Source organism: Herbaspirillum sp. C7C2 (genome assembly GCF_022627865.1).
Classification (GTDB): Bacteria; Pseudomonadota; Gammaproteobacteria; order Burkholderiales; family Burkholderiaceae_D; genus Herbaspirillum; species Herbaspirillum frisingense.
In genome coordinates, this window is sequence record NZ_JABXGI010000005.1 from 210,772 (window position 1) to 223,248 (window position 12,477).

Annotated in this window: 11 protein-coding genes; 3 read left to right on the plus strand and 8 right to left on the minus strand. The window is 65.7% G+C overall.

Features of this window, described 5'->3' with window-relative positions; genetic code table 11:
* The first annotated feature begins 5 nt into the window (after window positions 1-5).
* From bioF to bioD, 3 genes are read left to right on the plus strand one after another with little or no spacing between them, the layout of a single operon-like run.
* Window positions 6-1,169 carry an 8-amino-7-oxononanoate synthase gene (gene bioF, locus HWE04_RS10495; RefSeq protein WP_241812358.1) on the plus strand — a complete coding sequence of 388 codons (1,164 nt, stop codon included), beginning with the start codon at window positions 6-8 and terminating at the stop codon, window positions 1,167-1,169.
* Window positions 1,166-2,533 carry an adenosylmethionine--8-amino-7-oxononanoate transaminase gene (bioA, locus tag HWE04_RS10500; RefSeq protein WP_241812359.1) on the plus strand — a complete coding sequence of 456 codons (1,368 nt, stop codon included), beginning with the start codon at window positions 1,166-1,168 and terminating at the stop codon, window positions 2,531-2,533. The genes bioF and bioA overlap by 4 nt, the downstream gene beginning before the upstream one ends.
* Entirely contained in the window at window positions 2,530-3,210 is a 681-nt protein-coding gene (bioD, locus tag HWE04_RS10505; RefSeq protein ID WP_241812360.1) for a dethiobiotin synthase, read from the plus strand. The genes bioA and bioD overlap by 4 nt, the downstream gene beginning before the upstream one ends.
* Here bioD and HWE04_RS10510 read toward each other — a convergent pair.
* From HWE04_RS10510 to HWE04_RS10545, 8 genes are all read right to left on the minus strand, one after another.
* Window positions 3,188-3,796 carry a DUF6988 family protein gene (locus HWE04_RS10510; protein ID WP_241812361.1) on the minus strand — a complete coding sequence of 203 codons (609 nt, stop codon included), beginning with the start codon at window positions 3,794-3,796 and terminating at the stop codon, window positions 3,188-3,190. The genes bioD and HWE04_RS10510 overlap by 23 nt on opposite strands.
* A gap of 59 nt (window positions 3,797-3,855) precedes the next feature.
* Window positions 3,856-5,496 carry a histidine kinase famiy protein gene (locus HWE04_RS10515; RefSeq protein WP_077238005.1) on the minus strand — a complete coding sequence of 547 codons (1,641 nt, stop codon included), beginning with the start codon at window positions 5,494-5,496 and terminating at the stop codon, window positions 3,856-3,858.
* A gap of 159 nt (window positions 5,497-5,655) precedes the next feature.
* On the minus strand, window positions 5,656-6,357 hold the full coding sequence (locus tag HWE04_RS10520) for an ABC transporter ATP-binding protein (protein ID WP_241812362.1): 702 nt from the start codon (window positions 6,355-6,357) through the stop codon (window positions 5,656-5,658).
* Window positions 6,354-7,130: an ABC transporter ATP-binding protein gene (locus tag HWE04_RS10525; RefSeq protein WP_241812363.1), complete on the minus strand. Its 777-nt coding sequence runs from the start codon at window positions 7,128-7,130 to the stop codon at window positions 6,354-6,356. The genes HWE04_RS10520 and HWE04_RS10525 overlap by 4 nt, the downstream gene beginning before the upstream one ends.
* On the minus strand, window positions 7,127-9,013 hold the full coding sequence (locus HWE04_RS10530) for an ABC transporter permease (RefSeq protein ID WP_241812364.1): 1,887 nt from the start codon (window positions 9,011-9,013) through the stop codon (window positions 7,127-7,129). The genes HWE04_RS10525 and HWE04_RS10530 overlap by 4 nt, the downstream gene beginning before the upstream one ends.
* A gap of 45 nt (window positions 9,014-9,058) precedes the next feature.
* Window positions 9,059-10,258, minus strand: a complete 1,200-nt coding sequence (locus HWE04_RS10535; RefSeq protein ID WP_369878606.1) for an ABC transporter substrate-binding protein — start codon at window positions 10,256-10,258, stop codon at window positions 9,059-9,061.
* A gap of 156 nt (window positions 10,259-10,414) precedes the next feature.
* The gene (locus HWE04_RS10540; RefSeq protein ID WP_006462262.1) at window positions 10,415-10,951 is read right to left on the minus strand and encodes a response regulator transcription factor; all 537 of its coding nucleotides are present in this window, start codon (window positions 10,949-10,951) and stop codon (window positions 10,415-10,417) included.
* 142 nt (window positions 10,952-11,093) lie between these two features.
* Complete coding sequence (locus HWE04_RS10545; RefSeq protein ID WP_241812365.1) at window positions 11,094-12,476, minus strand: ATP-binding protein; 1,383 nt, start codon at window positions 12,474-12,476, stop codon at window positions 11,094-11,096.
* Window position 12,477: the final 1 nt, after the last annotated feature.

Consider the following 12,477-nt stretch of genomic DNA (forward strand, 5'->3'; position numbering starts at 1 on the left):
CTTTCATGCATGATTTTTCCGATGAGCTGGCCCAACTGGCCAGCCAGAGCCTGCTGCGCACGCGGCGCGTGGTGGATGGTCCGCAAGGGCCGCTGCTGATGGTGGAAGGACGGCAGCTGCTGTCCTTCTGCAGCAATGACTACCTGGGGCTGGCCAGGCATCCCGAGATCGTGGCGGCCGGTATCGCGGGCTTGCAGCAATACGGCATGGGGGCTGGCGCGTCAGCGCTCATCAGTGGCCACAGTGCGGCCCACGAGAAGCTGGAGGAGGAACTGGCACGCTTCGTCGGACTGCCGGCGGCGCTGTCCTTTTCCAGTGGCTACATGGCCAATCTGGGTGTGATCGGCGCGCTGGTGGGGACCGGCGATACGGTGGTGGTGGACAGGCTGGCGCACGCCTCGCTGATCGATGGCGCCCGTTTGTCCGGGGCCAGCCTGAAGGTGTTTCCCCACAACGATGTGGCGCGGCTGGCGCAGGTGCTGGCGCGCTGTCCCACCGGGCGCAGGCTGGTGGTGACCGATGCAGTCTTCAGCATGGACGGCGACCTGGCGCCGCTGGCCGAACTGGCCGCCGTGTGCGCGCAGCACGATGCCTGGCTGCTGGTAGATGATGCCCACGGCCTGGGTGTGCTGGGCCAGCACGGCAGCGGCAGCCTGGCACAGGCCGCGGTGCGTTCGCCCCATGTGCTTTGCATGGGGACGCTGGGCAAGGCGGCCGGCGTGGCGGGCGCCTTTGTCGCGGGCGAGGCGTCACTGATTGCATGGATCACGCAGCGCGCACGTACCTACATGTTCACTACCGCCCATCCGCCGGCCCTGGCGGTGGCCACCTCGGCCAGCCTGGCCCTGATGGCCCGGGACGACTGGCGGCGCGAACGTCTGCGCGAACTGGCTGCGCAATTGCGGCAGGGGCTGGCCGGCTTGCCGTGGGCGCTGCTGCCCTCTTCCACCGCGATCCAGCCCCTGATCGTCGGCGACAACGCGGCGGCCCGCGCACTGGCGGCCGCGCTGCGCGATCGCGGCATCTGGGTGCCGGCGATCTGCCCACCGACCGTGCCCAAGGGCAGCGCCCGCCTGCGCATCAGCCTGTCGGCCGTGCATACGCCCGAACAGGTCGACCACCTGATCGCCGCCCTGCGATCGCTGGCGGACGAAGGAACCCACGCATGACACCGCATGACTCCCTGGCCGCCCGCAGCCTGCGCAGCGTCTGGCATCCCTGCACGCAGATGCGCCGTCACGAAAGCACGCCCCCCATCGCCATCGACCGCGCCCAGGGTGCGTGGCTGGTCGATACCGGGGGCCGACGCTATCTGGACGCGATCAGTTCGTGGTGGGTCAACCTGTTCGGCCATGCCAATCCACGCATCAATGCTGCCCTGGTCGATCAGTTGGGCCGGCTGGAACATGCGATGCTGGCCGGCTTCACGCATGAGCCGGTGGTGCGCTTGTCCGAACGTCTGGGTGCGCTGACCGGGCAGGCACTGGGGCATTGCTTCTACGCCTCCGACGGCGCCTCGGCGGTGGAGATCGCGCTGAAGATGAGCGTGCATGCGTGGCGCAACGCGGGGCAGACCGGCAAGAACGAGTTCATCTGCATCGCCGGCGGCTATCACGGCGAGACCGTGGGGGCGCTGGGCGTGACGGATACCCCATTGTTCCGCGCCTCCTACGAAGCCTTGCTGCGGCCGGCCCACGTGGCCCGCTCGCCCGATGCGCGCCAGGCCCGCGATGGCGAAAGCGCGGCCGATGTCGCCCGGCAGGCGCTGGCCGATGTGGAAAGACTGCTGCAACAGGGCGAGGGACGCATCGCTGCCGTCATCGTGGAACCGCTGGTGCAATGCGCGGCGGGCATGGCCATGCATGACCCGGCCTATGTGCGCGGCCTGCGTGGCCTGTGCGACACCTATGGCGCGCACCTGATCGCCGATGAAATCGCGGTCGGCTGCGGCCGTACCGGCAGCTTCTTCGCCTGCGAGCAGGCCGGTATCTGGCCGGATCTGCTGTGCCTGTCCAAGGGCATCAGCGGTGGCTACCTGCCGCTGTCGCTGGTGATGTCCAGCGAGGCGATCTATCAGGCCTTCTATGATGACGATGTGCGTCGCGGCTTCCTGCATTCGCACTCCTATACCGGCAATCCCCTGGCCTGCCGTGCCGCGCTGGAGACCCTGGCGATCTTCGAGGATGAACAGGTCCTGCAGCGCAACCGCGACTTCGCCCCGGTGCTGGCGGCAGGTCTGGCCCCGCTGGCACAGGACCACCGGGTGCGCCACGTGCGCCAGCGCGGCCTGATCTGGGCCTGTGATGCCGTGCTTGACGGTGTCGATGGCCTTGATGCGGCTCAGGCGGCCAGCCATCGATTTTCGCGCCGGCTGGCGGCACAGGCGGCACAGCGCGAACTGCTGGTGCGGCCGATCGGGTCCAGCGTCTATGTGATGCCGCCCTATATCCTCGATGCCGACCAGGCGCAGTGGCTGGGCGAACGCCTGCATGCCGCCTTCGATGCCACCTTTGCCGAGATGCGGGGAGCATGATGGGACGCAGCTATTTCGTCACCGGTACCGACACCGGCGTGGGCAAGACCTTGGTGGCATCGGCACTGATCCATCTGCATGCGGCGCGGGGCGCGCGCGTTGGCGGCATGAAGCCGGTGGCCTCGGGTGCCTTCCTGCAGGCTGGGCAGTGGTGCAACGAGGATGTGCTGGCCTTGCAGGCGGCCGCCAACGTGACACTGCCGGCAGCGCTGGTGAACCCCTATCTATTCCGGCGCGCCACGGCCCCCCATATCGCCGCAGCCGAAGAAGGACGACGCATCGATCTCGACCATTTGGCGCAATGTCATGCGCAGCTGATGCAGGCCTGCGATGTGCTGATCGTGGAAGGGGCCGGCGGCTTCATGGTGCCGCTGGATGAGCGCCACAACAGCGATGATCTGGTGGCCAGGCTGGGGCTGCCGGTGGTGCTGGTGGTAGGAATTCGCCTGGGCTGCATCAATCATGCACTGCTCACGTGCCAGACGGTGCTGGCGCGGGGCTTGCCGCTGGTCGGCTGGGTCGCCAACCTGATCGATGCGCAGGAAGATCAGGCCGAGGCCATGATCGAGAGCCTGGCGCAGCGCCTGCAGGCACCGCTGCTGGGCTGCCTGCCCTGGTCACCCGGGATGAGTGCGGCGCAGGCGGCGGCACGGCTTACTTGGCCAGATCCAGCCTGACCGGTGCTGCCTCGCCACTGCGCGGTGCGGTGAAATGCTTGTCGTGGATGGTGCGGAAACTGGCCAGGCCCAGTTCGGCGATGGAATTGGACAGTTCCAGCAGTTCGATGACGGCCTCCTCGGCATACATGGCATCGACCTCATTGGCGTTGAGCCAGTGGCGGATGCGACGCTCGCCGGAAAAGACGAAGTCACTCAGGCGCGCCCAGTGATCGCGCAGGAGCGCTGCCTCCGGCCCGTCGCTGCCGGCCAGCACGCCATCGACCTGCGCCACCAGCTGGCGCATGGTCTTGCCGCTGCCGTCGGCGAGGAAGCGCCCGAGTTCCTCATCGCTGGCGCAATACCACAGCCACAGGGCATTGAAGGCGGTCTCGATCTGATGACCGATGAGTGCGAAGGCCGAGGCGTGCACCGGCATGTCATCGCGCAGCAGCAGGATGATGCCGCAGTGATGTTGTTGTGCCACCGTCAGGCAGCCGATGGCAGCGATGGCGCGGCGGTCCGGCGGCAGCGGTTGGCCGTTGAAATCGGCGGAAATGCGGTAGGCCAGGGACTGTGCCCTGGCCAACAGATGATCCAATTGCATGGACGACTCCCTTTGTTCGGGCAGAGCGGGCAGAGGCGGACGGCTTGTTGTTATTGTTTTCAGCTCACGCCAGTGGCGCCGTCGAGGACAATGCGGATCTTGCGGGCCAGCTCATCATGACGATACGGTTTGTCGAGGACGGGGAATTCTCCGTCGGCTCCATGCCGTTCTATCGATTCGCTGGCGTAACCGGTAGTCAATAAAATTTTGAGCGAAGGTAACATGCGCCGCGCCTCCCGCGCCAGTACCACGCCATTCATGTGGCCGGGCATGATCAGGTCGGTGAAGAGCAGATCGACCGGCTCGCCGGCACGGATCAACTGCAGCGCTTCGTTGGCGGAATTGACCATGCGCACCCGATAGCCCAGGCTTTCCAGCATGTCCTGGGCCAGTTCGGCGACCTCGATTCTATCGTCAACCACCAGGATGTGCTCGTGACCACCCTGGCTCTGGGTGCGGTTGTCATACTCGAAGCTGCCGCCGACCTGGTCCTGCGTGGCCGGGAAGTAGATCGCTACCGTCGTGCCACCCTGCGGCCCCGAGGAAATCCGTACCGAACCGCCCGATTGCTTGACGAAGCCATACACCATGGACAGGCCCAGCCCGGTCCCCTTGCCTTCGTCCTTGGTGGTGAAGAAGGGGTCCATCACGCGCGGCAGGATGTCGGGCGGAATGCCGGGGCCGTCGTCGACCACGGCCAGGCAGACATAGAGGCCCGGCTTCAAGCCCAGCTGCAAGGCAGGTTCATCGCTGCTCAGGTCTTCATTGCTGGTCTGGATGCGCAATGTTCCCTTGCCGGACATGGCGTCGCGGGCGTTGATGAGGATGTTCAGCAGCGCCACCTCCATCTGGGTCGGGTCGAGACGGCAATTCCAGAGGCCAGGCGCCAGTGCGGTGCGTACATGGATATCGCCTCCCAGGGTACGCTGCACCAGATCGGTAAAGCCCTCGGTCAGCGAGTTGAGGTTGATGGTGCGCCCCTCCAGTCGTTGCTTGCGGGCGAAGGCCAGCAACTGCTGCGTCAGCATGGCGGCCTTGCCGGAGGCCTTGCGGATACTGTCGGTACTGCGCGCCACGCGGCCCAGATCCGGCACCGGACTACGCAGGGCCAGGTTGATGATGTCCAGGTAGCCGCTGATCACCTGCAGCAGGTTGTTGAAGTCGTGCGCGATCCCGCCGGTCAACTGGCCCAGTGCTTCCATCTTGCGCGCCTGGCCAAGGGCCTGTTCGGCGTCCCGGCGGCGGCTGATGTCCAGTTGCGAGCTGAAGAAGTATTTCAGTTCGCCATGCTGGTCATAGACGGGTGAAATGAAGAGCGCATTCCAGAAGGTGGAACCGTTCTTGCGATAGTTCAGCAACTCGGTGGCGATCTCGCGCCGTTCGAGCACGGCTTCGCGCACCTGCGCCACCACCGCACGGTCGGTTTCCGGGCCTTGCAGGAAACGGCAGTTCTTGCCGATCACGTCGGCCCGGCTGTAGCCAGTCATGTTGATGAAGGCGTTGTTGACGAAGATGATGGGGTTGTCCGGCTGGTTCGGATCGGACACGATCATCGGCATGCGCGTCATTTCGACGGCGGCAAAAAAGATATCGTTGGCGTCATCGCCTACCGCGACCTTGGCGTGGTCGTTACGTAATCCTGCATCGTTGTAGTCGTCGGCAGGCCAATGCACCGGAGGGCGCTTGGCAAGTGTGGGCATTGTGTTCTTCTCCGTATGGGTGGGCTCGGTTGCAGCGTGGCAAGAAAAGGCGAGCTGAAACAAGCTGTTTTCAGGAGTTTGGACACAGGCAGGCTCAACGGTTCCCCCGCAATTGCAACAAGCGCGACGGTGCTTTGTTACATCCTTTTGAAGCCCTTGCTACAGGCCGGACTGCTGCTGATGAGCTTGCACCTGTTGCGGTGTGCCGTGATGGAGGATACGGCCCTGATCGAGCAGGTAGGCACGGTCGCTGACCAGGCTGGCGAAGTGGGTGTTCTGTTCGCACAGCAACACCGACATGCCGCGTTCCTTGAGCCGGATGATCATGGTCGCCATCTGCTCCACGATGACCGGCGCCACCCCTTCGGAAGGCTCGTCCAGCAGCAGCAGGTGGGGATTGCCCATCAAGGTGCGGGCGATGGTCAGCATCTGCTGCTCGCCACCGCTCATGCGGCCACCCGGGCGTTCAGGCATGGCGCCCAGGTTGGGAAAGAGATCGAACACCGCCTGCGGTGTCCAGACCGGCGCACCGGCACGCGGTGGCTGGCGCCCTGCTTCCAGGTTCTGCAGCACGCTCAGTTCTGTGAAGATGCGACGATCTTCCGGGACGAAACCCAGGCCCAGCCGCGCACGTTGATACGGTGCCAGGCGGGTGAGATCGCGACCACCGAAACTGACCTTGCCACGCGTCCCCTCCAGCAGCCCCATCACGGCCTTGAGGGTGGTGGATTTGCCGGCGCCATTGCGGCCCATCAGGGCCACTACTTCGCCCCGGCCCACCTCCAGGCTGACATCGAAGAGGATATGGGCGCGGGCGTAGAAGGCGTTCAGCGCCGCGACCTGCAGCAAGGCTGCGCTCATGCCGGGCTCCCCATATTGGCCTCGCCGAAGCTGGCACCGCTGCCGAAGTAGGCCTCGCGCACACGGGTATCGCGCCGCACCGACTCGGGTTCGCCCTGGGCGATCAACTGGCCACGTGCCAGCACGATGATGCGGTCGGCAAAGGCGAAGACGACGTCCATGCTGTGTTCGGTGAACAGGACCGAGAGCCCGCGTTCGCTGACCAGGCGCCGCGTCAGGGCCATCAATTGCTGGCGCTCGCGGGGCGCCATGCCGGCGGTGGGTTCGTCCATCAACAGCAGCCGTGGTGCGTTGGACAGCGCCATGGCCAGTTCCACCCGCTTGATGTCGCCATAGGCCAGTACCCCGCAGGCACGGCGCGCCTGCACTGCCATGCCGACCTGCTCCAGCAGCGCCATGGCTTCATCACGCAGGCAGGAAGCCGCAGGACGCCACCAGCGCCACAACTGACGCCGGTGCGAGAGCAAGGCGGCCTGGACGTTTTCCAGCACGGTCATGGAGCCGAAGGCGGCCGATACCTGGAAGGTGCGGGCCACACCGCGCTGCCAGATATGGCGCGCCGGCATGCCGGCGATGTCCTCGCCCGCCAGCAGCACCGCGCCGGCATCGGGGCGCAACTGACCGTTGATCAGGTTGAAGCAGGTGGACTTGCCGGCGCCATTGGGGCCGATCAGGGCCAGCATCTGGCCAGCCTGGAGTTCGAAAGACACATCATCCAGCGCGGCCACGCCGCCGAAGGTCTTGGACAGGTGTTGTACGTGCAGCAGGCTCATGCGCCCTCCCCCCGTCCTCGCCAGCCGCGCAAGGCACCCACGATCCCACCCGGGAAGAGCAGGACCAGCAACAGGATCACCCCGCCCAGCAAGGCGCGCCAGTAATCGGTCTCGCGTGCCACCAGGTCCTGCAGCCAGACGAACAGCGAAGCGCCGAGCAAGGGTCCGAGCAGGCTCTGCACGCCGCCCAACAGCACCATCACCAGCCCATCGACCGAGCGCCCCACGCTGGCCACCTCGGGAGAAATGCTGCCTTTGGAAAACGCGAACAGCACGCCCGCCAGGCCGCAGAACAGACCGGCCACGGCAAAGCCGCCCCACTGCAAGGCGCGCACATCCATGCCCAGCGCCTCGGCCCGCACCGGCGCATCGCGTGCGGCGCGCAGGGCCAGGCCGAACGGCGCCTGCACCACGCGTCGCAACAGGTAAACACCCAGTGCGGCGCAAGCCAGCGCCAGGTAGTAATACGCCACGGGGGAAGCCAGCGCCTCGCCCGGGCGCAGACCGACCAGGCCATTGCTGCCGCCGGTCAGGTCATCCCACTGGAAGATGCCGGCCCAGACGATCTGCGCAAAAGCCAGCGTGAGCATGGCCAGGTACACGCCCGACAGGCGCACGCAGAACCAGCCGAACAACAGGGCGGCCAGCATCGCCGTCAGCGCGCCGCTGACCATCGCCAGCGGCAGCGGCCACTGCAGGCGCAACGAGACCAGCGCGGCGGCATAGGCGCCCAGGCCGAAATAGGCGGCGTGACCAAAGGACACCATGCCCCCCGGCCCCATCAGGAAATGCAGGCTGGCGGCGAACAGCACGGCGATCAGGATTTCCACCATCAATACCGGCAGATAGGGGAAGCGCCCCGCCAACAGCGGCAGGGCCAGCAGCGACAGCAGCGATGCCAGCCCGGCCAGGCGCGCGACGCGCCCGCCTGCTTCCAGCGGCGCGGCATGGGCCGCCGCCACGCGCACCGCCGCCAGCGGCTTGCCGAACAGACCCCAGGGGCGCAGGACGAGGATCACGGCCATCACCAGGAATTCGACCACCAGCGTCAGCCGCGAAAGGGAGAGGTCGAAGCCGAAGACGGAGACATTGCCCACGGCGATACAGAGTGCCTTGACTTCGGCGATCAGCACCGCGGCCGCGAAAGCACCGCCGATGGAGCCCATGCCGCCGACCACCACCACCACGAAGGCGTTGCCGATGGTATCCAGGTCCAGGGCCAGGTTGGCCGGCATGCGCGGCCCCTGCAGCGCGCCACCGAGGCCGGCCAGGAAGCAGCCCAAGGCGAATACGGCGGTAAACAGCCAGGCCTGGTTCACGCCCAGTGCGCCCAGCATTTCACGGTCCTGGGTGGCGGCGCGGATCAATGTGCCCCAGCGGGTGCGGTTGAGCAGCAGCCACAGCAGCGCCAGCACCAGCGGGCCGATGAAGATCAGCAGCAGGTCGTATTGCGGCAGGCGCCGTCCCAGCAGTGGCACGGCCCCGCCCAGGCCCGGGGCACGCGGGCCGAACAGGTCTTCCGGGCCCCAATACCAGAGGGCGGCGTCCTTGATCACCAGCACCAGCGCAAAGGTGGCCAGCAGCTGGAACAGCTCGGGCGCGCGATAGATACGCCGCAGCACCACGACCTCCACCAGCGCGCCGAGTGCCGCCACGATCAGGGCCGACAGCAGGACGGCGCCCCAGAAGCCGAGTGCGCTCGCGCCCAGCCGTTCCACCAGGCTATAGGCCAGGTACAGGCCCAGCATGTAGAACGAACCATGGGCGAAGTTGACGATGCGGGTGACGCCGAAGATCAGCGACAGGCCGACGGCCACCAGGAACAGCGCGGAGGCATCGGCCAGGCCATTGACCATCTGCACGGTGAGACTGGCCAGGGTCATGGCGTCACGCGCGCTCGCCGGAAAGGAAGATCACCACGACGACACTCAATCGGCCGGGCGCAGTTTCCTGACCTCGTCGTCGGGCAATTGCAGGCTGGCGCCGTCAACGTAGCTGAAGCTGGTCATGATGCCCTTGCCATCCTTGATGCCGGTGCGACCGACGAAGGCGCCCAGGGTGGACTGGTGGTCCTGCGGGCGATAGACGATGCTGGCCACCGGGGTGTCGACCTTCAGGCCGGAGAAGGCGGCGGCCAGCTTGTCGGCATCGGTGCTGCCGGCCTTCCTGATGCCGGCCGCGATCGACATCAGGGCGCTGTAGCCGACCAGTGAGCCGTTACGGGGGTAGTCATTGAATTTCTTGCGGTAGGCCTCGACGAACTTCTTGTGCTCGGGCGTATTGATCGCATACCAGGGATAGCCGGTGACGATCCAGTTCTGCGGGGCTTCGTTCTTCAGCGGGTCCAGGTATTCCGGCTCGCCGGTCAACAGCGACACCACTTCCACATGATCGAACAGGCCGCGGGTATTGCCTTCCCGCACGAACTTGCCGAGGTCGGCCGCGAACAGTGCGTTGAAGATGGCATCGGGCTTGGCGTCCGCCAGGGCCTGGGTCACTGCACCGGCATCGATCTTGCCCAGCGGCGGCGCCTGTTCGACCACGAACTCCACATCGGGCTGGGCCTGCTTCATGAGGGTCTTGAAGCTGGCCACGGCCGACTGGCCGTATTCATAGTTGGGGTAGACGATGGCCCAGCGCTTCTTTTTCAGCTTGACGGCTTCCTTGACCACCGAGGCCACCAGCATGTAGGTGGAGGGGCGCAGGCGGTAGGTGTACTTGTTGCCGTTCTGCCAGACGATCTTGTCGGTCAGCGGTTCGGCGGCGAGGAAGAATACCTTGTGCTGGCGGGCATAATCGGTCAGCGCCAGGCCGGTGTTGGAGAGGAAGCCGCCAAACAGCAAGGCCACCCGCTCGCGGGCCATCAATTCCTCGGCCACCCGCACGGAGTCGCCGGGGTTGCCGTTGTCGTCGCGGGCGATCACTTCCAGCTTCTTGCCCAGCACGCCACCGGCGGCATTGACTTCATCGAGGGCCATTTCCCAGCCACGACGGTAGGGCTCCAGGAAGGCCGGTTGCGCCTTGTAGCTGTTGATCTCGCCGATCCTGATGGTCTCCTGGGCGCTGGCGGTGACGGTGGCACTGGCGCCGGCCAGGGACAGGATGGCGGCACTGGCCGCCCACAGGATGTTGCGCTGGAAGTCGAACTGGAAGTTGAACTGTTTCACGTCATTCCCTTTTGATGAGATGGCCTTGCCTGATCTGCGGGCGCCATGATAACCACTGCTGCCCTGGTCTGGCGCTGCCTGGGTCGCTGCTTGAATGCTTGCTGATGCTTGCTTGGCTTACTTGACCCGCTGCTTCTCCAGCTTGCGCGCCAGGGTGCGGCGGTGCATGCCGAGTCGGCGGGCGGTTTCGGAGATGTTGAAATCGGTCTCCACCAGCACCTCGTGGATGCGCTCCCATTCCAGGGTCTTGATGGAGGTGGCGCGGGCCGGCAATTCAACCTCGGAGGCGCCGGCCACGTGGCCGAAGGCGGCTTCGATGTCGTCGGTATTGGAGGGCTTGGCGAGATACTGGCAGGCGCCCAGCTTGATGGCTTCCACCGCCGTGGTGATGCTGGCAAATCCGGTGAGGACCACGATCAGCATGTTCTCGTCGTGGGCATGCAGCATCTGCACGCAGGCCAGGCCGGAGGCATTGCCACCGAGCTTCAGGTCGACCACGGCATAGCCGGGCTGGTGTTCCTTGAGATGGGCCGCCGCCTCTTCCTGGCTGGCGGCGAGCAATACGGTGTAGCCACGGCGCTCGAAGGAGCGCCCCAAGGTGCGTGCGAAGGCGGCATCGTCCTCGATGATCAGGAGCAGGCGATCAGCCGGCATGTACATTCCCTATTTCTTCTATCTGCTTTCCCAGGGCGCTATTGTATGTCGAGACGGCGCCCGGCATGGCAGCGAGCAAAAGAAAAAGGAATGATGGCAGTCAAACGCCCGGTGGGCGCGGCTTGCGGCACATTGCGGCACATCAAGCGCCGGTCGGAAAATCCGGCGCCACGCTGCCTGGTGCAGCCTCGGGCGGGTTTTCCAGGCTGATGGCCGACAGCGGCAACTCCAGCGTGACGCAGGCGCCGCCACCACTGCGATGGCTGGCCCAGACGCGTCCGCCCAGCTTGCGCGCGACGTTGACCACGAAGAAGAGGCCCAGACCACGACCCGGCTTGCCCTTGGTGGACTGGTAGGGCTTGCCGATCTGGTTGATCATCCACTCCGGGAAGCCCGGGCCCTGGTCGGTCACTTCCATCAACAGCAGATCGCCCTCGCGCCTGACTTCCAGCGCCAGCCAGTGCGGCGAGACCTCGAAGGCATTGTCCAGTACGTTGCCCAGCATCTGCTTGATGGCCGAGTCGAAGGCTACCGGCACATCCTGCTCGATCAGGTTGCGGTACTGGAATACCTCCACCGGGCGCGTCTTGCGCCAGTCCTCGGCCACGCTGTCGAGGAAGGTGTTGAGGGTGGTCTTGATCGAGGATTCGCCACGGGCCTGACCCGCCGAGAGCAGCACGCCACTGACGATGGATTTGCAGCGCTGCAGCTGGGCTTCCATTTCGGCGATGTCGTCAAGCATGTCCTGGCGTTGGCTGATCTCGGGCATGCGCTTCCAGTCGCCGAGGATGACCGAGACGGTCGCCAGCGGCGTGCCCAGTTCATGGGCGGCGCCGGAGGCCAGCAAGCCCATGCGCACGATGTGGTCTTCCTCGGCGGCACGCTGGCGCAGGTCAGCCAGCAAGGCGTCGCCGGCACGCAGGTTGCTGCTGATGCGGGTGATGAAGAACACCATCAGGCCGGCATTGAGCAGGAAGCAGATCAGGGTACCTTCCACATACAGGCTCAGCAGGCCGGCATTGTGGTCCGGCGGCAGGGCCAGCGGTTCGGAAAACAGCGCCAGCCCGGCGAGGCAGACCATGGTGACACCGACGATGGCCCAGCTCGACCAGGGCTTCAGGAGCACGGCCGAGAGGATGATCTGCATCAGGTAGAGGAAGGCGAAGGGATTGGTGATGCCGCCGCTCAGATAGAGCTGGAAGGTCAGCACCGCCACATCCACCAGCAAGGCCAGGAACAGTTCGGCGTTGGTGGCGATGCGCCGTTCATGCCAGCGCAGGTGGCTGGCGATGTTGAAGGCGATCAGGCAGGACAGCACCTCCAGCATGTGCGGCAGCGGCAGGTGCAGGTCGAACACCAGCACCACGAAGGCGATGGTGGACACCTGCCCCAGCACCGCCAGCCAGCGCAGCTGGATCAGCAGCAGCATGTTCTGGTGGCCGGCCGGGTTCTGCTCCCCCTGGCGCAGGCGCTGCCAGCGCTCGCGCAGGGTCTTGCGCTTGGCGAAGGTGTCGGCGGCGGTCATG